19 protein-coding genes and 6 tRNA genes are annotated in these 21,467 nt (G+C 50.1%); 11 read left to right on the top strand and 14 right to left on the bottom strand.

Translation table 11 applies throughout. The features are described 5' to 3' along the window. Positions 1–28: 28 nt before the first annotated feature. Positions 29–1,267: an Nramp family divalent metal transporter gene (locus tag IB222_RS06935; protein WP_126317608.1), complete on the bottom strand. Its 1,239-nt coding sequence runs from the start codon at positions 1,265–1,267 to the stop codon at positions 29–31. A 344-nt stretch (positions 1,268–1,611) separates the two neighbouring features. On the opposite strand from IB222_RS06935, the gene nupC reads away from it, so the two are divergent. Both nupC and IB222_RS06925 read left to right on the top strand, forming a co-directional pair. Next, a complete protein-coding gene (gene nupC, locus IB222_RS06930; RefSeq protein WP_003834893.1) occupies positions 1,612–2,814 on the top strand; it encodes a nucleoside permease NupC in 1,203 nt (400 codons plus the stop codon). Between the two features lie 90 nt (positions 2,815–2,904). Further along, positions 2,905–4,262, top strand: a protein-coding gene (locus IB222_RS06925) for an IS3 family transposase (RefSeq protein WP_149385264.1) whose coding sequence is annotated in 2 segments (ribosomal slippage) — positions 2,905–3,367 and positions 3,367–4,262 — 1,359 coding nt in all. Because the reading frame shifts where the segments join, the coding sequence is not laid out codon by codon here. A 148-nt stretch (positions 4,263–4,410) separates the two neighbouring features. Here the strand turns inward: IB222_RS06925 and IB222_RS06920 are convergent. Together IB222_RS06920 and IB222_RS06915 are read right to left on the bottom strand one after the other, a co-directional pair. Next, positions 4,411–4,486 (bottom strand) — tRNA-Ala (locus tag IB222_RS06920). Between the two features lie 42 nt (positions 4,487–4,528). Continuing rightward, positions 4,529–4,604, bottom strand: a tRNA-Ala gene (locus IB222_RS06915). Between the two features lie 221 nt (positions 4,605–4,825). Between IB222_RS06915 and IB222_RS06910 the strand changes: the two genes are divergently transcribed. Continuing rightward, positions 4,826–5,188 carry a YfeC-like transcriptional regulator gene (locus IB222_RS06910; RefSeq protein ID WP_003028277.1) on the top strand — a complete coding sequence of 121 codons (363 nt, stop codon included), beginning with the start codon at positions 4,826–4,828 and terminating at the stop codon, positions 5,186–5,188. A 1-nt stretch (position 5,189) separates the two neighbouring features. After that, the gene (locus IB222_RS06905) at positions 5,190–5,582 is read left to right on the top strand and encodes a YfeC-like transcriptional regulator (RefSeq protein ID WP_149385254.1); all 393 of its coding nucleotides are present in this window, start codon (positions 5,190–5,192) and stop codon (positions 5,580–5,582) included. 55 nt (positions 5,583–5,637) lie between these two features. Here the strand turns inward: IB222_RS06905 and gltX are convergent, their stop codons facing one another. After that, positions 5,638–7,053: a glutamate--tRNA ligase gene (gene gltX / locus IB222_RS06900; RefSeq protein WP_003834898.1), complete on the bottom strand. Its 1,416-nt coding sequence runs from the start codon at positions 7,051–7,053 to the stop codon at positions 5,638–5,640. A 258-nt stretch (positions 7,054–7,311) separates the two neighbouring features. On the opposite strand from gltX, the gene IB222_RS06895 reads away from it, so the two are divergent. From IB222_RS06895 to IB222_RS06880, 4 genes are all read left to right on the top strand, one after another. After that, positions 7,312–7,387, top strand: a tRNA-Val gene (locus IB222_RS06895). A gap of 46 nt (positions 7,388–7,433) precedes the next feature. Further along, a tRNA-Val gene (locus IB222_RS06890) sits at positions 7,434–7,509 on the top strand. 46 nt (positions 7,510–7,555) lie between these two features. Next, a tRNA-Val gene (locus IB222_RS06885) sits at positions 7,556–7,631 on the top strand. 4 nt (positions 7,632–7,635) lie between these two features. Continuing rightward, positions 7,636–7,711, top strand: a tRNA-Lys gene (locus IB222_RS06880). Positions 7,712–7,838: 127 nt separating this feature from the next. Here IB222_RS06880 and IB222_RS06875 read toward each other — a convergent pair. The 7 genes from IB222_RS06875 to IB222_RS06845 all read right to left on the bottom strand — a co-directional run bounded on the left by IB222_RS06875 (position 7,839) and on the right by IB222_RS06845 (position 14,713). Continuing rightward, positions 7,839–8,723: a LysR family transcriptional regulator gene (locus IB222_RS06875; protein WP_126317606.1), complete on the bottom strand. Its 885-nt coding sequence runs from the start codon at positions 8,721–8,723 to the stop codon at positions 7,839–7,841. A 98-nt stretch (positions 8,724–8,821) separates the two neighbouring features. Next, on the bottom strand, positions 8,822–10,078 hold the full coding sequence (locus IB222_RS06870; protein WP_003834901.1) for a nucleoside permease: 1,257 nt from the start codon (positions 10,076–10,078) through the stop codon (positions 8,822–8,824). A gap of 56 nt (positions 10,079–10,134) precedes the next feature. After that, positions 10,135–10,968 carry a xanthosine phosphorylase gene (gene xapA, locus IB222_RS06865; RefSeq protein ID WP_003834904.1) on the bottom strand — a complete coding sequence of 278 codons (834 nt, stop codon included), beginning with the start codon at positions 10,966–10,968 and terminating at the stop codon, positions 10,135–10,137. A 325-nt stretch (positions 10,969–11,293) separates the two neighbouring features. Next, on the bottom strand, positions 11,294–11,563 hold the full coding sequence (locus IB222_RS06860) for a YdgH/BhsA/McbA-like domain containing protein (RefSeq protein WP_008785396.1): 270 nt from the start codon (positions 11,561–11,563) through the stop codon (positions 11,294–11,296). 230 nt (positions 11,564–11,793) lie between these two features. Beyond that, on the bottom strand, positions 11,794–12,189 hold the full coding sequence (locus IB222_RS06855; protein ID WP_003834908.1) for a DUF302 domain-containing protein: 396 nt from the start codon (positions 12,187–12,189) through the stop codon (positions 11,794–11,796). A gap of 77 nt (positions 12,190–12,266) precedes the next feature. Beyond that, positions 12,267–13,358 (bottom strand): beta-propeller fold lactonase family protein, encoded by a 1,092-nt coding sequence (locus IB222_RS06850; RefSeq protein WP_149385204.1) that lies wholly within the window; start codon positions 13,356–13,358, stop codon positions 12,267–12,269. Between the two features lie 428 nt (positions 13,359–13,786). Continuing rightward, entirely contained in the window at positions 13,787–14,713 is a 927-nt protein-coding gene (locus IB222_RS06845) for a LysR family transcriptional regulator (protein ID WP_003834913.1), read from the bottom strand. Positions 14,714–14,802: 89 nt separating this feature from the next. Here IB222_RS06845 and IB222_RS06840 point away from each other — a divergent pair, with 89 nt between their 5' ends. Next, positions 14,803–15,801 (top strand): bile acid:sodium symporter family protein, encoded by a 999-nt coding sequence (locus IB222_RS06840; protein WP_149385203.1) that lies wholly within the window; start codon positions 14,803–14,805, stop codon positions 15,799–15,801. Here IB222_RS06840 and IB222_RS06835 read toward each other — a convergent pair. The 3 genes from IB222_RS06835 to zipA form a co-directional block, all read right to left on the bottom strand. Continuing rightward, positions 15,798–16,016 (bottom strand): DUF3820 family protein, encoded by a 219-nt coding sequence (locus tag IB222_RS06835; RefSeq protein ID WP_003038102.1) that lies wholly within the window; start codon positions 16,014–16,016, stop codon positions 15,798–15,800. The genes IB222_RS06840 and IB222_RS06835 overlap by 4 nt on opposite strands. Position 16,017: 1 nt before the next feature. Further along, a complete protein-coding gene (ligA, locus tag IB222_RS06830) occupies positions 16,018–18,033 on the bottom strand; it encodes an NAD-dependent DNA ligase LigA (RefSeq protein ID WP_060683464.1) in 2,016 nt (671 codons plus the stop codon). A gap of 71 nt (positions 18,034–18,104) precedes the next feature. Continuing rightward, positions 18,105–19,118: a cell division protein ZipA gene (zipA, locus tag IB222_RS06825; RefSeq protein ID WP_003834924.1), complete on the bottom strand. Its 1,014-nt coding sequence runs from the start codon at positions 19,116–19,118 to the stop codon at positions 18,105–18,107. A gap of 230 nt (positions 19,119–19,348) precedes the next feature. Between zipA and cysZ the strand changes: the two genes are divergently transcribed. After that, positions 19,349–20,110, top strand: a complete 762-nt coding sequence (cysZ, locus tag IB222_RS06820) for a sulfate transporter CysZ (protein WP_003834927.1) — start codon at positions 19,349–19,351, stop codon at positions 20,108–20,110. Positions 20,111–20,273: 163 nt separating this feature from the next. Continuing rightward, entirely contained in the window at positions 20,274–21,245 is a 972-nt protein-coding gene (gene cysK, locus IB222_RS06815) for a cysteine synthase A (RefSeq protein ID WP_003038091.1), read from the top strand. Positions 21,246–21,467: the final 222 nt, after the last annotated feature.

The following is a 21,467-nucleotide window of genomic DNA, read 5'->3' as shown; positions in this document are numbered from 1 at the left end:
ACAAAAGGGCCAACAGGCCCTTTTGTTTTTACAAACCGAGTGCGGTTCCTACCAACAGCCAGATATTGAGCGCCACCACCAGCACAACAATCACCCAGCCTACCTGTTTCACCCATCGGGTATTCACCAAATCGCCCATCAGCTCACTGTTGCTGGTGAAGATCAACAGCGGCACCAGCGCCAGTGCAATACCAAAACTGAGCAACACCTGGCTCATCACCAGAATACGCGTCGGATCCAGTCCCATCAAAATCACAATAAATGATGGCATCATGGTGACGGTACGGCGTACCCATAGCGGAATGTGAAAGCGGATAAACCCTTGCATCACCACCTGCCCGGCCAACGTACCGACCACGGTAGAAGAAAGTCCCGCAGCCACCAGGCTTAAACCGAATACCGTCGCCGCAGCGTGACTCAACAGCGGTTCAAGTGTCAGATATGCTTGATCGAGATCGGCAATACCGGTATGCCCGCTAAAGTGAAATGCAGCGGCAGCCGTCGCCATCATCGCCAGATTGACAAATCCAGCAATCGTCATGGCGATTGCCACATCCCATTTCGTGGCCGCATAGCGCTGTTGACGTGTTCCGCCGTGCAGATGCTGAGTTAAGGAAGAGTGCAGATAAATGACGTGTGGCATGATAGTCGCGCCGAGCACGCCAGCCGCCAGGAACACCGCTTCGGAATTAGGCAGGCTCGGGATAACCATTCCCTTGCTAAGTTGCGCGAAGTTCGGCTGGGAAAAGATCAGTTCCACAATGTAAGCCGCAGCCACAAACAGCAGCAAGCCGCCAATCACTTTTTCCAGCGGTTTTTGCCCACGGCGCTGTAACATCAGAATCAAAAAAGTCGCGATACCGGTGAGCACGGCCCCCTGCAATAACGACACGCCGAGGATCAATTTGAAACCAATCGCGGCACCAATGAATTCAGCAAGGTCTGTCGCCATGGCGATAATTTCGGCCTGCACCCAGTAGAACCACACCACCGGACGAGGATAGTGATCGCGAATTTGCTCCGCCAGGTTTTTACCCGTGGCAATACCCAGCTTTGCCGACAGCACCTGAATCAGCATCGCCATCAGATTTGCCCAGACCACCACCCACAACAGTTTATAGCCAAAGCTGGCCCCTGCCTGGATGTTGGTGGCGAAGTTGCCCGGATCGATGTAGCCGATCGCCGCGATGAACGCAGGTCCCATTAATGCGAGCTTCAACTTGCGCGCTGCCCGTCCACTGCTACTCTCAACGCGATCGTTAGTCATTTTAGTGCCTCAGAAACATAGCCTTTGCTATGTTTCAAGCTACGCCTATTGAGAATGATTATCAAATTCATTTTAATGGGTGAAGTTGATTTCTCTGATAGCGTTTGTCTATGGATCGATAAGGATTCTGGAAATACCGGTGAGATGTTTAATTATTGTTATGAGATTAGCACAATGACATAACTTTTCACTTCCATACTAAACATAACAGAAGTGTATCACCGATCACTAATTTTGAATCTCGTCACAGGTCCTTATTATAGTGTGTGTTTGATCTCGTTTTCTTTATGGTTGTTACATAGAATGTGCACGAAAACTAAACCTGCCTCATATTTGGAGCAAATATGGACCGCGTTCTTCATTTCGTCCTGGCCCTTGCCGTGGTTGCGGTACTCGCACTGCTGGTAAGCAGTGACCGTAAAAAAATCCGCATTCGTTATGTTATTCAATTGCTTGTTATTGAAGTGTTACTGGCATGGTTCTTCCTGAACTCTGATGTCGGTCTGGGCTTCGTGAGAGGCTTCTCCGAGATGTTTGAAAAACTCCTCGGATTCGCTAATGAAGGGACAAACTTTGTCTTCGGCAGCATGAACGACAAAGGCCTGGCATTTTTCTTCCTGAAAGTGCTGTGCCCAATCGTCTTCATTTCCGCTCTTATCGGTATTTTGCAGCATATCCGCGTTCTGCCGGTTATCATCCGCGCGATTGGTTTCCTGTTATCCAAAGTGAACGGTATGGGCAAGCTGGAATCCTTCAACGCCGTCAGCTCCCTGATCCTGGGTCAGTCCGAGAACTTTATCGCCTATAAAGATATTCTCGGCAAAATGTCTCGCAACCGTATGTACACCATGGCTGCAACGGCGATGTCGACCGTTTCCATGTCTATCGTCGGCGCGTACATGACCATGCTGGAGCCGAAGTACGTGGTTGCGGCGCTGGTTCTGAATATGTTCAGCACCTTTATCGTGCTGTCGCTGATCAACCCGTACACCGTTGATGCCAGCGAAGAAAACATCCAGATGTCTAACCTGCACGAAGGCCAGAGCTTCTTCGAAATGCTGGGTGAATACATCCTGGCAGGTTTCAAAGTGGCAATTATCGTTGCAGCTATGCTGATTGGCTTCATCGCGCTGATCGCGGCCCTGAACGCCCTGTTCGCCACCGTGACCGGCTGGTTTGGCTACAGCATCTCCTTCCAGGGCATCCTGGGCTACATCTTCTACCCTGTTGCATGGGTAATGGGTGTGCCGTCCAGCGAAGCGCTGCAGGTGGGCAGTATCATGGCAACCAAACTGGTTTCCAACGAATTCGTTGCGATGATGGATCTGCAGAAAATTGCCGCCACGCTCTCTCCGCGTGCAGAAGGTATCCTGTCCGTGTTCCTGGTCTCCTTCGCTAACTTCTCTTCCATCGGTATTATCGCCGGTGCGATTAAAGGTCTGAACGAAGAGCAAGGTAACGTGGTTTCCCGCTTCGGTCTGAAGCTGGTGTACGGCTCTACGCTGGTGAGCGTACTGTCTGCATCTATCGCCGCACTGGTGCTGTAAGCGTAAGACAACGTCGTATTGATAAGACCGGGGAGATTCTGAACTGCACCCAAAAAGTTGGACACCCAACGAAGTAAGGTGCAGTTTTTTATGAGCAAGTATTCTCTCAGCTTCAAGCTTGAGGTTGTGCAGCACTACCTTTCCGGGCTGGAAGGACAGGAGGCGACTGCAAAACGTTTTGGTATCGATCACAGTGCCGTTCGTAAATGGTCTGTTGCCTGGAAGCTCCATGGCGAAGCCGGGCTTACAACCCGGCATTTCACCTATTCTCCTGCTTTTAAAGAGTCCGTTATCCTGCATATGCGTGAACACCAGCTGTCTGTTCGCGAAGTCTGTGCAAAATTCACTATCCCTGCCTTTTCCACTGTTAGTCAGTGGGAACGACTGTATGATGAAGGGGGATTAGAAGCCCTTACAGACAGTCGACGCAGGAAAAAAACGATGCCAGAACGCCCTGAGAATCACCCCGTCCCTCCTTTGCAGACCCCTCTTGCTCCGGATGAACGTGAGGAACTTGAACAACTGCGTGCTGAAGTGGCATATCTAAAAAAGCTGCAGGCCTTACTCAGGGAAAGAAGTACGTCAGGACGTGGGATAAAGCGCAGGTCGTGAATGAGTTAAGGCTGAAGTTCCCTCTTGCACGCTTGTTAAAAGCTGCAGGGCTGGCAAGAAGCACGTTCTACTGGCAACTGGCCAACGGTAAAAAACCAGACAAATATGCCGATGATAAGCAGCATATTTTAACGCTGTTCCATAAACATAAAGGACGGTATGGATACAGGCGAATCACGCTGGCTGGCCGCCGGGAAGGAAGCTTACTGAACCATAAAACGGTTCAGAGGTTAATGAAGGTGTTAGATTTAACCTGTTGTATCAGAAGGAAGAAATATAACTCTTACAAAGGCCGGCATGGGAAAGTTGCGGGTAATGTACTGAACCGGCAGTTCAGTGTGGATAAACCCAACCAGAAGTGGGTAACAGATGTCACGGAATTTAAAATAAGCGGAGAAAAGCTGTATCTGTCCCCGGTTCTGGATCTGTATAACGGAGAAATAGTAGCGTATCAGATGGAGTCCCGTCCTCTTCTGTCGATGGTGGATAACATGCTGTCGAAGGCTATATCTGTACTGGGCAAAAACGAATACCCGCTGCTCCACTCAGATCAGGGCTGGCAATATCAGATGGCACATTATCAGAACCGGCTAAAGGAGGCGGGTCTGAAACAGAGCATGTCAAGAAAGGGAAACTGTCATGACAATGCAGTGATGGAGAGCTTCTTCGGCACACTGAAATCTGAGTGTTTTTACCTCACGGAACACAAGAATATCAGCGAGTTGCGCATGGCTATCGATGACTACATCCACTATTACAACCATGAAAGAATAAAACAGAAACTGAAAGGCCTGAGTCCGGTAGAGTACCGAACCCAGGCCCAGATAACCGCTTAAAATAAACTGTCCAACATTATGGGGTCAGTTCGATTTCTTCTCCCCGGTTTTTTTATGCCTGCTATTCAGCAAACCGAAGAGATACAGGATAAGAACAGGTAGGAAACAGAAACAAAAAACCCCCGCTTTTCAGCGAGGGTTTAAATTTTGGTGGAGCTAAGCGGGATCGAACCGCTGACCTCTTGCATGCCATGCAAGCGCTCTCCCAGCTGAGCTATAGCCCCACGATGCTATTACGTACGTACCAAATTTATTGGGATTAAATTTGGTGGAGCTAAGCGGGATCGAACCGCTGACCTCTTGCATGCCATGCAAGCGCTCTCCCAGCTGAGCTATAGCCCCATTACGTAAAGCTTGTCGAGTTGACGGGCGGCATCATATGAATTCCCTTCGCGTGTGTCAACGGCAAAATTAACTCATAGAATTCAATCGCTGAAAAAGCAGTCAAATGAAGAACATTGCGTAACAACTCGCATTCAGTAGTTAAACGCGTCACGGTTTCTACTAAAATGGTGCTATAAAATGAGCCACTAATTAACCCCACGACTATTCAGGGAATCGTTATGTTCAAGGAACGGATGACGCCAGAAGAACTTGCTAATCTGACCGGATACAGCCGACAGACCATCAATAAATGGGTGCGCAAGGAGGGTTGGGCTACATCACCAAAACCAGGCGTACAGGGCGGTAAAGCGCGTCTGGTTCACGTCACCGAACAAGTTCGTGAATACATTCGCAGTGCTGAGCGTTCAGCCGAAGGTTTATCAGATAATTTATCGTTATCCGGCGATACCTCTATCGAAGCTCTACTGATTAGGCTCGCCAAAGAGATGACTCCGTCAGAACAAAAAATGTTTACGTCACTGATCCTGCGTGAAGGCATTACGGGTTTGTTACAACGCTTAGGGATCCGCGACAACAAATAATATGAAAAAATTACGCAGCAAAATGACGACCGAAGAACTGGCGGAATGTCTCGGGGTTGCCAAACAAACCGTCAATCGTTGGATCAGAGAACAAAACTGGACCACCGAAAAGTTTCCCGGCGTTAAAGGGGGTCGTGCAAGGCTGATCCATATCGACTCCAGCGTCCGTACGTTTCTGCTCAATATTCCGGCTTTTCGCAAAGTCCCTGAAATTTATCAGGCTGAGGAACCGCTGGCAGAATACAACCACGTGGTGCGTAGCCACGCCTGTCGCCAGATAATTAGCGCACTGGACAACATGTCGCCAACGGAACAAGAAAAGCTGGCAATGTATATTTCTCGCGAAGGTATTCGCACTTTCCTGACCCGTCTGGGTATTGATGAGTCTGAATAACAGGCAAAAAAACGGCAGGATGCGCTCCTGCCGTTGTTTCACCGCTTAACCGGTCTTACTGCTGGCTTTCACGCTCAGCAATAAACGCCAGCGCTTTATTAATACGCTCAATGCTGCGGGATTTACCAATCGCATGCACCGTGACGTCTAACGCCGGAGACTGGCCCGCGCCGGTTACGGCTACGCGCAGCGGCATCCCAACTTTACCCATACCCACTTCCAGCTCGTCAGCGGTCGCCTGAATCGCGTGGTGCACGTTTTCTGCCGTCCACTCGCTGATAGCAGCCAGTTTATCGCGAACCACTTCCAGCGGCTGACGTGCTACCGGACGCAGGTGTTTCTTCGCGGCGTCCGCGTCGAACTCAGCAAAATCTTCGTAGAAGTAACGGCAGCTCTGCGCCATCTCTTTCAGCGTTTTGCAGCGCTCACCCAGCAGTTTAACCAGCTCAGACAGCTGTGGGCCGACGCGAGTATCGATATTTTCCTGCTCAATGTGCCATTGCAGATGCGTTGCCACATATTCCGGTGCCAGCGAATTAATGTAGTGATGGTTCAGCCACTGCAGTTTTTCGGTGTTGAACGCACTGGCAGACTTGCTCACCGCACTAAGGGAGAACAGTTTGATCATCTCTTCACGGGTGAAGATTTCCTGATCGCCGCTGGACCAGCCCAGACGCACCAGATAGTTCAGCAGCGCTTCCGGCAGGTAACCGTCGTCGCGATACTGCATAACGCTGACCGCACCGTGACGTTTAGAGAGTTTTTTACCGTCGTCGCCGTTGATCATCGACACGTGTGCATAAACCGGCACCGGCGCATTCAGCGCTTTCAGGATGTTGATCTGACGCGGAGTGTTGTTGATATGGTCTTCACCACGAATAACGTGAGTGATTTCCATATCCCAGTCGTCGACAACAACACAGAAGTTGTAGGTCGGGGAACCGTCAGTACGGCGGATGATCAGATCGTCCAGCTCCTGGTTGCTGAATTCGATCGGCCCACGGATCTGGTCGTCAAAAATAACGGATCCATCCTGCGGGTTGGCAAAACGCACCACGCATGGTTCATCAGCAGCATGATGCTCATGGCCGTGGCGGCAGCGACCGTCGTAACGTGGCTTCTCACCGTTTGCCATCTGCTCTTCGCGCAGTGCGTCCAGACGCTCTTTGGAGCAATAGCATTTATACGCGGTACCGGCTTCCAGCATCTCATCAATCACGGCGTTGTAGCGATCAAAACGTTTGGTCTGGAAGTACGGACCTTCATCCCATTCCAGATTCAGCCAATTCATGCCATCCATAATGGCTTCAATAGCTTCCGGAGTGGAGCGTTCGAGATCGGTGTCTTCAATACGCAGCACAAACTCACCGTCATGGTTACGTGCAAAAAGCCAGGAATATAGAGCAGTACGCGCACCACCGACGTGCAGGTAACCTGTCGGGCTTGGCGCGAAGCGAGTTTTGATTTTCATGAAATGGCCTTACGTTTATAAAGATGCCGACAACCGGCAAATCCTGGGAAGATTATCAGGCTCGTATTCTATCACTGTGGTCTGATTCCTCAATGTTGTTCAGGTTGGAACATCACGCTTTGCCATTTTCGTATACAAATCATGCTGCATGGATTGATTTGCGATCGTTTTGTTTAAATTTACGACGAACGAACAAATTCTTTAGAAAATGCGTTGACTCATTTTCAACTCTCCCTATAATGCGACTCCACACAGCGGGGGTGATTAGCTCAGCTGGGAGAGCACCTCCCTTACAAGGAGGGGGTCGGCGGTTCGAACCCGTCATCACCCACCAACTACTTTATGTAGTCTCCGCCGTGTAGAGTAAGAAATTGAGAAGTGGGTGATTAGCTCAGCTGGGAGAGCACCTCCCTTACAAGGAGGGGGTCGGCGGTTCGATCCCGTCATCACCCACCACTTTCTCGCCAGCTGGATTTCTTACAAAAAATTGAAGTACCGAAGTGGGTGATTAGCTCAGCTGGGAGAGCACCTCCCTTACAAGGAGGGGGTCGGCGGTTCGATCCCGTCATCACCCACCACTTCGGGTCGTTAGCTCAGTTGGTAGAGCAGTTGACTTTTAATCAATTGGTCGCAGGTTCGAATCCTGCACGACCCACCAATGTAAAAAGGCGCCCTAAAGGCGCCTTTTTGCTATCTGCGATTTATAAGATTCGAACCTGCATCGCCTGATGCGCTACGCTTATCAGGCCTACAGACAATACCGCACACGTAGGCCGGCACAGACATCACATCGTCAATGCCGCTACCAGTTTCCCCAGCGCGGGTGTCGCCTGCTGTTGGTCATACACAATATACAAATCCGCCGGAATACGTTCCTCTAACGGTCGAAATACCACGCCAGGCCAATTCATCTGCGCATAGCTGTCAGCAATTAACGTAATACCAATCCCCATGCTGATCATCGCCAGCACCGTTTGCGGCTCCCTCACCTCACGAATAATCATCGGGGAAAATCCAGCACTCAGGCAAACTCGCTGCAAAAATGCCCAGTCAGTATGAATGGAAGGCATTGTGACAAAATATTCATTTCTCAACGCCTCCAGCGGTATGGACTCACAGGCAGTAAGAGGATGTTCTTCCGGCATGGCAACCAGAAAAGAGGACTCATGCAAACGCAAACTGGTAAAACCGGGAGAAAGCTCCGTAGCCATCCGCCAAATTCCCGCATCCAGTTCACGCCGTTCCAGCATCGTCATCTGCATCGCGGGCATGTTCTCGCGAAACAGCACCTCAACATTGGGATTATCCTTCATAAAACGCCGCATCACCGGACGCATTTTTCCCCACATCGCTGTACCGATAACGCCAAGCTCAATTCGCCCTGCCTCACCACGACCAATTTGCTCCACTCTCGCCAGCGCCTGATTGGCACTGGATAACAGTCGGCGCGACTCTTCCATCAATATCTTTCCCGCGTGAGTTAACGCCACGCTGCGGGAATGACGGATAAATAGCAAAGTGCCGAGCTGTTGCTCCAGCTCTTTAATATGGGTACTGAGCGGCGGTTGCGACATATTCAGGCGAGCAGCAGCACGTCCAAAATGCAGTTCTTCTGCAACAGCAAGAAAATAACGCAGTAACTTCAGATCGATGCGGTGCGTGCGTTCCATGAATAATGCGCTCCTGAAATAAGGATAATGCGCAAAGTTACCACATTGCCTCGCAGAAAATGAAACGGCGGGTATCAGAACCCGCCGCCAATGGAGTGTTAATGTGCCGGTGATTTCTGTGCCAGTCGTTCAGGCTCATGCTTGTACTTAAAGAACAATGCAAAGATAACCGCCAGAGCCAGCGCATACGCGGCAAACACCAGCCAGATAGTTTGCCAATCCTTGACGCCATCGACAGAAAAATAGTCTACCGCCATACCACTCAGGATTGATCCCACCCACGCGCCAACGCCGTTTACCATCGTCATAAACAGCCCCTGCGCGCTGGCGCGAATGTTAGAGCTAACCTCCTGCTCGACAAATACCGATCCCGAGATATTGAAGAAATCAAACGCACAGCCGTAGACGATCATCGACATCAGCAGCAGCACAAAACCAAACGGCGACGGATCGCCAAAGGCAAAGAAGCCAAAGCGCAGCGTCCATGCCAGCATGCTCATCAGCATCACCGTTTTAATGCCAAAGCGTTTAAGGAAGTACGGAATAGTGAGAATAAAGCCCACCTCCGCCATCTGTGAAACGGAAAGCAATATGGAGGGATACTTCACCACAAAGCTGTCGGCAAATTCCGGGTTACGGGCAAAATCATGCAGGAACGGATTGCCAAAGACGTTGGTGATTTGCAACACCGCCCCCAGCATCATCGCAAACAAAAAGAAGATTGCCATCTGCGGTTTTTTAAATAGGACAAAGGCGTCCAGACCGAGCTTGCTGGCAAGCGTGGTGTTTGCTTTCTTCTCAGCAACCGGGATTTTCGGCAACGTAAGCGCATAGAGAGCCAGCAGCAACGATGCCCCTGAAGCGATATACAACTGCGCGCTGCTCAGTTCCAGTCCCATCAAACTGACTGTCCACATCGCCACAATAAACCCTATGGTGCCAAACACACGAATTGGCGGGAACGCGGTGACCGGATCCTGACCCGATTGTGCCAGACACGAGTATGAGACGCTATTCGATAACGCAATCGTCGGCATATACGCCATTGCGTTAACCAGCATCACCCAAAACATGGTCTGCGGATCGGTAACGGTTGTGGCATATAGCAACACGCCCGCACATACAAGATGACAAAGCATATAGGCGCGCTCGGCGCGTAGCCATTTATCGGCAATGATGCCCATAATGCCCGGCATGATAATCGCCGCCAGCCCTTTCGAACTGTAAATCATACCGACGTTCGCACCGGTAAAATCCAGGGTATTAATCATGTAGGAACCCAGGGTTACCAACCAGCTTCCCCAGATGAAATATTGCAAAAACGACATGAGCTTTAAGCGAGATGCGATACCCATTTTTCCGTTCCTTGCCATAAAGTAAGACCCCGCAAGCGGGGTCATTTTTTAGTTATTCAGGCCAGTTTGCGCAAGAATCCGCAGATCAAATTGATGAAATTCTGCCGGGAGAGTTCCGCCGCAGCCAGCGTCTGCGCGTGAGATAATTTAACATCACCCAGACCTTCCGCCAGGTTGGTGATGGCCGCCACCGCAACCACTTTCAAACCGCAGTGGCGCGCAGAGATAACTTCAGGCACCACCGACATCCCCACCACGTCGCCACCGATAATTTGCATCATGCGGATTTCTGCCGCGGTTTCAAAGTTCGGCCCCGGATAAGAGACAAAAACCCCTTCACTCAGCGAGAATCCTTCCTCAGCGGCAACAGTTTGCAGGACCGCACGGTAGTCAGCATCATAGGCATTCGCCAATGAAAAGAATCGCTCACCAAAACGCTCATCGTTTGGCCCTACCATCGGCGTACCCGGCATCGTATTGATGTGATCGCTAAGCGCCACGAGGCTACCCGGTCCGACTTCGGGACGCAAAGAGCCTGCGGCATTGGTGCAAAACAGCAGCTCACATCCCAGCAGCTTCAGCGTACGAATGGCATCCGTCATCACCGTCATACCGCGACCTTCATAGAAATGTCCACGTCCTTTCATACAGGCCACCGGAATTCCCGCCAGATTTCCCAATACCAGTTCACCAGCATGACCGTGTACGGTACTCACCGGGAACCCTGGTAGTTTCTCGTAAGAGATGGCAACCGCATCCTCAATTTGATCCGCCAGCGCCCCCAGGCCGGAGCCGAGGATAAAGGCTACGCGCGGCGTAAAATCCGGTTTGTAACCACGAATGATATCAGCGCTATACCAGGGATTTTGCGAGAAAAGAGAGTGGCTCATGAGATGTCCTTAATACTGAGTAATCGAAATAACGTAGCGTACCGCATTGTTATAGCGAGACTACGCAATCGATTACCAATACCGTTTATCCCGATTACCGATAGTAAATCGGTATAGATGGCATGTGCTAAATCAGCCTGAACTCACATTTTTTTTCTGCCAGAAATGGCAAGGAGTACCAACATATCCGGAATTCGTCAGACGAGTGGGCTGACAAAGCCCGCCCTGAGAATGACTGACAAACATTTGTTGATTATTAATAAGCGAAAGCAGGTATAACAACGCACTTTCGCTAATCAATAATCAAAACGGGGGAAACTGCTGTTTACTTTTTATAGAGTTCGCTGGTCACTACAGCCTGAGAACCATTGCCTATAGAAGAGAAGTTCTTAATGACAAAGAAATCAGCACCTTCTTTATCTGCCATTTTCGAAATTTTGTGCATACATTGATTCACCGTATTTTCCGTTACGGTGATTGACTTGACATGCTTTAAACTATTGGCTTCTTGTTGCGAGATTTCTGTAGCAGCAAAGGCAGACAGACTGAGAAAACACAAAGAAGCGGCCAATGATGTGACTAATGTCTTTTTCATAACTATCCTCATAATTTACATATTAATATTTGAGCGTCAAGATATACTTTTCACATAATATTGCAAACAAAAACCCTTCAATTTATAAAATAGACGAATCGACAAACATTGAAGAGTAATGAACATCATATGTATTGTTCAATAGGTTTATTATAGCGGGTTAAATACCATCATAATAAACGCAGAAAAATAACACTAAATATCCGCGAGGCATTTAGTGTTATTTGCAATTAATTACCGGCCACTTCGTTAAGAAGAGTTGCCAGAATGCTAACTGGAGCAACAATATTATGTGCAACACCATAATCAAACTCCAGAACAGTACTTGCATCCTGATAATCTATATGGGTATCACCATTGTCATCCTGCCAAATAACCACCCGTAGGGGTAACTCTATTGCCGCATGAGGATTTGCTTGCATGGCAGGAGTACCACCCTTTGGGTTACCAAACAGAAATAACATCGTCGGTCGCAGAGCAAGACCTACATCCGTTGCCGCTTGCTGTTGATCAACCTGCACAAAAATACGAATATTTTTAGCATTCAATACGCTGACGAGTCTGTTTACAGTATCATCAAAATTGAACTTACTAGGCAGCGTTTTTGTCCGCTCCGGCTTTCTCATCTGTCGTTCCTTTATTTATAGAATATTCATGAAAATACCCGCCAGCGAATGACGGGTATTGATAAATGCTAGCACAGTTATTTAGGCGTCACTTCGACAGAGCCCCAGCTGATACCATTTGGGTTGTTGTCTACCGGAAGCGTGTTCACTACCTTACGCTCATTAATGTCAATCATCGAGACAGAGTTTGCAAATGAGTTAGTTACGTAAGCATATTTGCCATTTTTATCGACGACCACGCCATGGGCCCCATCGCCAGTGGTGATGGTTTTCGCTACCGCAAGGCTTGCGATATCAATCATGTTTATTGTGTTACCCGGCTTGCTCTTCGAGCCCTGATTGGTTACCAGCATGCTTTTACCATCCGGAGTGCCAAACAGCTGGATTGGTACGGTACCGACATTAATTTTCTTCACAACTTTACGCGTTGCTGTATCAATCACCGCTACAGCATCTTCACCAGACAGGGAAACAAACACCAGTTTTCCGTCCGGTGAGAAACCTACCTGGGCTGGCATTTTACCTAATGGGATCTGCGCGACTTCTTTATTACTGGCTGTATCAACAACGGATACCGAGCCCCCTTTCATATTCGCGATATAAACTTCTTTACCGTCAGGACTCACTCTGAGGCCATGAGGGAATTTACCTACATTAATTGTCGTTAAATTTTTCAAATGTTCTGCATCAATCACGCTGATGGTGTTATCTGCACTATTTGAGATATACGCCATTTTCCCATCAGGGGTGACAACAACATGCGCAGGGTGTGCGCCAACCGGAAGTTTTGCAATAACCGTATCATTTTCGACATTAATAACCCAAACTTCTCCATGTTCCTTTTTGCCAGCATGAGAATCTTTGCCCATGTCCATTTTCTCAGAATGAGCATCTTTACTCATATCCATATGTTCAGAGCCTGATGAATGTGTCCCGTTAGCACCAAGGTTGGTTACCCAAACTGTTTTATTGTCTGGTGACACCTGAACGTTATGCGGCATTTTACCAACATGTACTTTATCTACAGTCTTTAAAGACGCAGCATCAAGTACATTAACTGAATCTGCACCTTCATTTGCTACATACACTCTGTCTGCTGCAAACGTATAACCAGACCATGCCAGCATACTAATTTGCATTGCAATTAAAATTTTATTTTTGCTTATCATCGCCGCCAATACCCCATTAGTTAAATATATTTACCGGATTAGTTTCAGCAACCAGCTATTGTAGGATTATTTAACATATCACTAATATTACTCCATCGGGATCGTGTTAATTCTACCTATAACGAGCTACTGTATGAATTGCTTAGTCATTTCATTAATCAATCGCTATACATCATTGTATTAGATACTGCTATCCGTACTTGCGTATAAAGAGTATCAACCTTCCAGCAAGTGGAAGGTCAAGAAAAAAAAGTAATAATTTAAAATAGCCTTAAAAATCCGCAAGCTGAGCAATTGTCTAAGAATATCGCAGGAGAATTTATAAATATAAAGAGGTAGTCCGGTGCCGGGTAAAATATCAAAGTTAACGATCAGTTCATCGATACTGAAAGCCAAACCTAACAACATGACAAACACCAGCCATATCGTTAAAGCTGGTACAAAGGATCCCGTGCCCGACCGGCGGTTAATTCACTGGCCTGCATCCGCACCACGTCCCACAGCGCCTGGGCCGCAGTCGATAAAGAACGATTTTTACGTCGTGCCAGCATCAATTGTCGTTCCACAACCGGCGTCAGGCGTTTAACCTGCAAATGGCTGCCCTGCGGTAAAGGGAGCGCCAGCGCGGGCAGCACGCTGATACCAATCCCCGCCTCAACCATCGGGAACAGTGTGGCCGGGTGACCAATCTCCTGAACAATATTGGCCTCAATGGAAAAGTGGGCTAGCGCCGCATCGATCAACGGTCGACTGCCGGAAGCGTAATCCTGTAATACCAAGCGCTCATGATATAAATCCTGCCAATTTACCCATTCGCGTTGGGCTAGCGGATGATCCTCTCGACACAACAGCAGGAACGGTTCGGATAACACCGCTTCACACTGTAGATCGGTCACAGCACCTGGATCTATCACAATGCCAAAATCCACCTCGCCCTGACGAATACTCTCCAGCACCCACTGTTGCGGACGATCGTGCAGCACAAAATCGATTGCTGGATAAAGCTGATTACTCTGGGCAATACACTGTGGAATAAGGTGAGCAGATATTGTCTGGCTGGCGGCAACGCGCACCGTTCCGGTTAACTGCGTTCCCACCTGGCCTGCTTCACGCAGCGTGCTGTGCAGTTCATCCAGAATACGTTCCAGCCGAGCCGCCAACTGGTGCCCTGCTTCCGTCAGCACCACTTCCCGCGTTGTTCTATCTAACAACCGCACACCCGTCTGCCCTTCCAGCTCTTTAACACTGTGGCTGACCGCCGACTGGCTTAAGCCAATGATATCCCCCGCCCGGCTAAAACTTTTGGCCTGAGCGACGGTAACAAAGATACGCAGCTGACGCAGAGAGTAATTCATTTATTCGATTCATATATGGATGCAATAAATCAATTTTATTTCTCAAACAGAAAAACGCAAAATGTTCCTACCGAATTTCAGGAGCTTTTATGAAACTTTTTCGTATCCTTGATCCGTTCACGATAACGTTGATTACGGTCGTATTACTGGCGTCCTTTTTCCCGGCCAAGGGTGGCTTTGTGCCTTTCTTTGAAGGCTTAACCACCGCTGCCATTGCCCTGTTGTTTTTTATGCACGGGGCGAAGCTTTCGCGTGAAGCCATTATTGCTGGCGGTAGTCACTGGCGTTTGCATCTATGGGTGATGTGCAGCACGTTTGTTGTTTTCCCGGTACTGGGTGTTCTGTTCGCCTGGTGGGCGCCGGTTAATGTTGACCCGATGCTGTACACCGGTTTCCTGTACCTGTGTATTTTGCCGGCCACGGTGCAGTCGGCAATCGCTTTTACGTCGCTGGCGGGGGGTAACGTTGCCGCTGCCGTGTGTTCCGCTTCGGCCTCCAGCCTGCTGGGTATTTTTCTCTCGCCGTTGCTGGTTGGCCTGGTAATGAATATGCACGGCGCAGAAGGCAGTCTGGAGCAGGTGGGGAAAATCATGCTGCAACTGCTGCTGCCGTTCGTACTGGGACATCTTTCACGTCCGTGGATTGGTAATTGGGTATCCCGACATAAAAAATGGATCGCCAAAACGGACCAATCCTCCATCTTGCTGGTGGTGTACTCCGCCTTCAGTGAAGCCGTGGTTAACGGGATCTGGCACAAAGTGGGGATTGGCTCGCTGCTGTTTATCGTGGTGGTCAGCATCGTATTGCTGGCAATCGTGATTGGCATCAACGTCTTTGTTGCGCGGAAATGCGGCTTCAACAAAGCCGATGAGATCACCATTGTCTTTTGCGGATCAAAAAAGAGCCTGGCAAATGGGATCCCAATGGCAAATATTCTGTTCCCGACGTCAGTGATAGGAATGATGGTGCTGCCGTTGATGATCTTCCATCAAATTCAGCTGATGGTGTGTGCCGTGCTGGCACGTCGCTACAAGCAACAAACGGACGCATTGCAGGCGCAGCAGAAAAGCCACGCCGCAAAGGCTTAGAGCGGGCGTTTCAGGGGCTGCACCAGTTGCGTCAGCCCTTCAGTTTTAATCAGCAGCGTGATTTGCATCAGCTCGCCGAGCTTGCCCGGCGGGAATTCATCTTTACGGGCAAACCACAGCAGATACTCTTCCGGTACATCAATCAGCCGACGCCCTTTATATTTGCCAAAGGGCATCACGGTATTGGCGATTTCAACCAGCTGCTCTTTTTCCATTTCAGGCACCCAGTAAGCGGATCATTTCAGCTTCATCGATCACGGCAATACCCAGCTCCTGCGCTTTCGCCAGCTTCGAACCCGCCGCTTCACCGGCAATCACCAGGTCGGTTTTCTTCGATACGCTGCCGGCCACTTTTGCACCCAACTCGGTCAGTCGCGCTTTGGCGTCATCGCGTGACATCAGGCTCAGGCTCCCGGTCAGCACTACCGTTTTACCCGCGAAGGGGCTGTCGATTTCTTCAGCGTTGATGACCACCGGTGCTGGCCAGTGAATCCCCTGCGCCAGCAGTTGGACGATCACCTCGCGGTTACTCTCTTCAGCAAAGAAATTAAACACGTGGGTCGCTACCACAATGCCGACATCCGGCACTTTTTGCAGCTCTTCAATAGAGGCCGCTTCCAGCGCCTCAAGGGTGCCAAAATGCGCCGCCAGACCAGCCGCCGTAGCTTCGCCGACTTCGCGAATACCCAGCGCGTAGAGGAAACGGGCAAACGTCGTTTCTTTTGCTTTTTCCAGCGCATTCACCACGTTTTGTGCCGATTTCGGCCCCATACGATCAAGACCAGTCAGCTTACCTGCGGTCAGTGTGAAGAGATCCGCAGGCGTGTGGACATACTCCTTCTCGACCAATTGATCGATAATTTTGTCGCCCATGCCGTCAACGTCCAGCGCACGGCGGGAAACGAAGTGTTTCAGCGATTCCTTACGCTGCGCTCCGCAGATTAAACCACCGGTACAGCGTGTGACCGCTTCGCCTTCCACACGCTCAACGTCAGAGTTGCATACCGGACAGTGGGTGGGAAACTCAATTTCACGCGTATCGTCCGGGCGCTCGGAAAGCACGACGTTTACTACCTGCGGGATGACATCGCCCGCACGGCGAATGACGACTTTATCGCCAATACGCAAACCAAGACGCTCAATTTCATCCGCATTGTGCAAGGTGGCGTTACTGACCAACACCCCGGCAACCTGAACTGGCTCAAGGCGGGCGACAGGCGTAATCGCCCCGGTGCGTCCAACCTGAAACTCAACATCACGTACGAAGGTCATCTGCTCTTGCGCCGGGAACTTAAAGGCCACAGCCCAGCGCGGCGCGCGGGCAACAAAACCCAGTTGTTCCTGCAACACCATAGAGTTGACTTTGATCACCACACCGTCGATATCGAATCCCAGCGTCGGTCGGTCTTCTTCAACCTTGTGATAGTAAGCAAGTACTTCCTCCGGAGAGTCGCAAAGCGTAACTCTGTCGCTCACCGGCAATCCCCACTCTTTAAATTGCAGCAGACGGCCCAGGTGGGTATCAGGCAGCACACCACCTTCCAGCACACCAACGCCATAGCAGAAGAAAGTAAGCGGTCGCTTCGCTGTGATACGCGGATCGAGCTGGCGCAATGACCCGGCCGCTGCGTTACGCGGGTTAGCAAACACTTTGTTGCCAGTGCGGCGGGCCTCTTCGTTAATTTTTTCAAATCCGGCCTGCGGCAGGAACACTTCACCGCGCACTTCCAGACGCGTCGGAATGTTATCGCCTCGCAGTTTTAACGGGATCGCACGAATGGTGCGCACGTTCGAGGTAATATCCTCACCCGTAGTACCATCACCACGCGTTGCGGCGCTGACCAGCACACCGTTTTCATACAGGATACTGACCGCCAGCCCGTCCAGCTTCAGTTCGCAGCACCAGGTTAGTTTATCCGTACTCTTTAGTCTGTCCTGCACGCGCTTGTTGAAGGCGAGAAAACTCTCTTCATCAAACACGTTATCCAGCGACAGCATTGGCACTTCATGGCGAATCTGGCTGAACGCTGCTAACGGAGCGGCGCCAACACGTTGTGTTGGCGAGTCGGGGGTGATAAGTTCCGGATGCTGCGCTTCCAGCTCGCGCAGTTCACGCATCAGGCGATCGTATTCCGCATCGGGAATTTCCGGCGCATCCATCACATGGTAGAGATACTCATGATGGCGAAGCGTGGTTCGCAGTTCTGTCAATTGTTGTTCGATTGATTCCATATCGCACCATCAATGATAAAAAACCCCCGACAGGCGGGGGTTTAGCAAGGATATGTCACGCCAGAGGAAAATCAGGCGTGAGATTCTTTAACTTCGCGGATGCGGTCCTGATACTCGCGCAGTTTCTGCGGCGTCATCATGCGACGTTGATCGTCGAGCACCACACCACCCACTTCATCGGCAATGTGCTGTGCGGACTGCAGCATCAGCTTAAAGTTTTGCAGCTCGTCACCGTAGGACGGAACCTGCATAAAAATAGTCACGCCAGGGGTGCTGAAATCACCCGTCATTTCGGGGTCAAACGTTCCTGGGTTAACCATATTGGCAAGGCTGAACAGCGAAGGACCGCTGCCATCCGGGCTCAAATGACGATGGAAAATATTCATATCGCCAAATTTAAAACCGGCTTGCTGAATGCTGTTGAGCAGCACTTCACCGTTGAGCTCACTACCGTGATGCGCCGCAACGTTCATAATAATGACCGCTTCTTTACGCTGCGGTTTTTCAGCAACAGGCGCTTCTTCAACTACCGGCTCAGGCTGAGGTTGATGTTCAACGGCAGGCTCTGCGGGCTGGAAAGCCTGCGGCGCAGGTTGCGGTGCTTGCTGCACGGGCTGCTGAACCTGCGGAGCAACGGGCTGATGCTGCATCGGCTGCTGCGCAGGTTGTTGCTGAACAGGCTGATGCTGCACCGGCTGCTGCGGTTGTACAGGCTGCGGCTGCTGCTGAGCATGCGGCGGCGGTACCGGCGCTTGTGCAGGCTGCGGCGCGGGTTGACGCGGCTGAGCAGACGCATAAGGCGGCTGGTACTGGTGTTGCGGCGACTGAGGAGGAACACCATGTTCCTGCGCGTTACCGGGAGCATGATTCACACGATGAACGCGAACTTCGCCCACGCCTTCGTCTTCCTCGACGTTGTCGTCGAACGAATCCTCGTCTTCACGTTTAGACTTCATGCGTTTCAGTGGGCGATCGCGGAATATAGAAGACCGCTCTTTACGGCTAGTCCAAAAACCATGTACCAGTAAAGCGATTATGGCGATCGCGCCAACAATGATTAATATCAGACGCAAATCCTGCATCATTATATTCTCTGTTGTTCTAACACCTTGCCACCACGGCAAACATTTACTCACTAAGAGTATTTGTCGATTACGCCAAGTGCAAGTGCACTCTTGGCTTTCACGGCATAAAGATGAACAAAATTGTGCTTTTTGCTGTTTTTTCGAACATTTCTGAACAGCTTAACGCTCAACAACCCGGTAAGATACGCAAAGTTTACCAGAGCTTATATAACAAGGAGTATGTCCTGACCATGGTTTCATCATCTGCAGTCGTACCTCGCAGCGGCCTTTATTACTTTTCACAGGGATGGAAGCTCATCACCCTACCGGGCATTCGTCGCTTTGTCATCCTGCCTTTGCTGGTGAATATCCTGCTGATGGGCGGCGCATTCTGGTGGCTATTCACACAACTCGATAGCTGGATCCCCGCGCTGATGAGTCACGTCCCTGACTGGCTTCAGTGGCTCAGCTACTTGCTGTGGCCGATTGTCACTATCTCCGTACTACTGGTGTTCGGCTACCTGTTTTCCACCATAGCCAACTGGATTGCCGCGCCGTTTAACGGTCTGCTGGCAGAACAGCTGGAAGCACGCTTAACGGGCGCAACACCGCCTGACACCGGCGTTCTCGGCATCATGAAAGATGTTCCCCGTATTATGAAACGTGAATGGCAAAAGCTGGCGTGGTATCTCCCGCGCGCCGTCGTGTTGCTGATCCTCTATTTCATTCCGGGTATTGGGCAGACTGTCGCCCCGGTGCTGTGGTTCCTGTTCAGCGCGTGGATGCTGGCCATTCAGTACTGCGATTATCCGTTTGATAACCATAAGGTGCCTTTTAAGGAGATGCGCGTCGCGCTGCGCACACGCAAGGTCACCAATATGCAATTTGGCGCATTGACCAGCCTGTTCACCATGATTCCGGTGCTCAATCTGTTCATCATGCCGGTCGCGGTTTGTGGTGCCACGGCGATGTGGGTAGACTGCTATCGTGCTAAGCACGCGTTATGGAAGTAATGCAAAAATGTGTAAAAGCGGGCTGGCTTATGCCCGCTCTTATTCCATACTGCAACGCATTATTTCCTGGTGGCATATAGATATACGAATTCCTTACTTCCCCATACTTTCTCAACAGGTATGCTGAAGCGGTATCCCAATTTCATACAGTTAAGGACAGGCCATGAGTAAGATTTTTGAAGACAACTCGCTGACTATCGGTCATACGCCGCTGGTTCGACTGAACCGTATCGGTAACGGACGCATTCTGGCGAAGGTGGAATCACGCAACCCAAGCTTTAGCGTCAAATGCCGTATCGGTGCCAACATGATTTGGGATGCCGAAAAACGTGGTGTACTGAAACCGGGTGTAGAGCTGGTCGAACCAACCAGCGGCAACACAGGGATTGCGCTGGCCTACGTTGCCGCAGCTCGCGGCTACAAACTGACTCTGACCATGCCTGAAACCATGAGCATTGAGCGCCGCAAGCTCTTAAAAGCGCTGGGCGCGAACCTGGTGCTGACCGAAGGCGCAAAAGGTATGAAGGGCGCGATTCAGAAAGCGGAAGAAATTGTGGCCAGCGATCCGGAAAAATTCCTGCTGCTGCAGCAGTTCAGCAACCCGGCAAACCCGGAAATCCACGAAAAAACCACCGGCCCGGAAATCTGGGAAGATACCGATGGCCAGGTTGATGTCTTTATTTCCGGCGTCGGTACCGGCGGTACGTTGACTGGTGTGACCCGTTACATTAAAGGCACTAAAGGCAAAACCGATCTGATCACCGTCGCGGTTGAACCTACCGACTCCCCGGTTATCGCCCAGGCGCTGGCAGGTGAAGAACTCAAACCAGGCCCGCATAAAATTCAGGGCATCGGCGCTGGCTTCATTCCGGGTAACCTTGATCTGAAGCTTATCGATAAAGTCGTTGCCATCACTAATGATGAAGCTATTTCTACTGCGCGTCGTCTGATGGAAGAAGAAGGTATTCTGGCTGGGATCTCTTCCGGTGCTGCGGTTGCTGCCGCGCTTAAGCTCCAGGAAGATGAAACCTTTACCAATAAGAATATAGTGGTTATTCTACCGTCATCGGGTGAGCGTTATCTGAGCACAGCACTGTTTGCCGATCTCTTTACAGAGAAAGAACTGCAACAGTAGTGCCAGCATGTTAAAAACGCGTAAAAAAGCACCCTTTTGGGTGCTTTTTTGTGGCCTGCTTCAAAGTTTCAACTCGCCTGGCATTGATTCAACCCGCCGGAACTGGTATTTAACCAAACTAATTATTTTGATGCGCGAAATTAATCGTTACAGGAAAAGCGCTAGCTGAATCGATTTTATGATTTGGTTCAACTCTTCCTTTCGCGGCATAATGTTTAATGA

Source organism: Citrobacter sp. C13, from assembly GCF_014596815.2.
GTDB classification, from domain to species: domain Bacteria; phylum Pseudomonadota; class Gammaproteobacteria; order Enterobacterales; family Enterobacteriaceae; genus Citrobacter; species Citrobacter portucalensis.
The sequence above is the reverse complement of the archived record's forward strand: the minus strand, read 5'-3'. Positions and strand labels throughout refer to the sequence as shown.

Coding starts and splice junctions, on each gene's coding strand:
- cysZ (WP_003834927.1), top strand. CDS start 19,349: ATGGTTTCATCATCTGCAGTCGTACCTCGCAGCGGCCTTTATTACTTT.
- IB222_RS06835 (WP_003038102.1), bottom strand. CDS start 16,016: ATGGAAAAAGAGCAGCTGGTTGAAATCGCCAATACCGTGATGCCCTTT.
- IB222_RS06875 (WP_126317606.1), bottom strand. CDS start 8,723: ATGGAACGCACGCACCGCATCGATCTGAAGTTACTGCGTTATTTTCTT.
- IB222_RS06870 (WP_003834901.1), bottom strand. CDS start 10,078: ATGGGTATCGCATCTCGCTTAAAGCTCATGTCGTTTTTGCAATATTTC.
- IB222_RS06855 (WP_003834908.1), bottom strand. CDS start 12,189: ATGAGAAAGCCGGAGCGGACAAAAACGCTGCCTAGTAAGTTCAATTTT.
- IB222_RS06840 (WP_149385203.1), top strand. CDS start 14,803: ATGAAACTTTTTCGTATCCTTGATCCGTTCACGATAACGTTGATTACG.
- zipA (WP_003834924.1), bottom strand. CDS start 19,118: ATGATGCAGGATTTGCGTCTGATATTAATCATTGTTGGCGCGATCGCC.
- IB222_RS06845 (WP_003834913.1), bottom strand. CDS start 14,713: ATGAATTACTCTCTGCGTCAGCTGCGTATCTTTGTTACCGTCGCTCAG.
- nupC (WP_003834893.1), top strand. CDS start 1,612: ATGGACCGCGTTCTTCATTTCGTCCTGGCCCTTGCCGTGGTTGCGGTA.
- cysK (WP_003038091.1), top strand. CDS start 20,274: ATGAGTAAGATTTTTGAAGACAACTCGCTGACTATCGGTCATACGCCG.
- ligA (WP_060683464.1), bottom strand. CDS start 18,033: ATGGAATCAATCGAACAACAATTGACAGAACTGCGAACCACGCTTCGC.
- gltX (WP_003834898.1), bottom strand. CDS start 7,053: ATGAAAATCAAAACTCGCTTCGCGCCAAGCCCGACAGGTTACCTGCAC.
- xapA (WP_003834904.1), bottom strand. CDS start 10,968: ATGAGCCACTCTCTTTTCTCGCAAAATCCCTGGTATAGCGCTGATATC.
- IB222_RS06935 (WP_126317608.1), bottom strand. CDS start 1,267: ATGACTAACGATCGCGTTGAGAGTAGCAGTGGACGGGCAGCGCGCAAG.
- IB222_RS06860 (WP_008785396.1), bottom strand. CDS start 11,563: ATGAAAAAGACATTAGTCACATCATTGGCCGCTTCTTTGTGTTTTCTC.
- IB222_RS06905 (WP_149385254.1), top strand. CDS start 5,190: ATGAAAAAATTACGCAGCAAAATGACGACCGAAGAACTGGCGGAATGT.
- IB222_RS06910 (WP_003028277.1), top strand. CDS start 4,826: ATGTTCAAGGAACGGATGACGCCAGAAGAACTTGCTAATCTGACCGGA.
- IB222_RS06850 (WP_149385204.1), bottom strand. CDS start 13,358: ATGATAAGCAAAAATAAAATTTTAATTGCAATGCAAATTAGTATGCTG.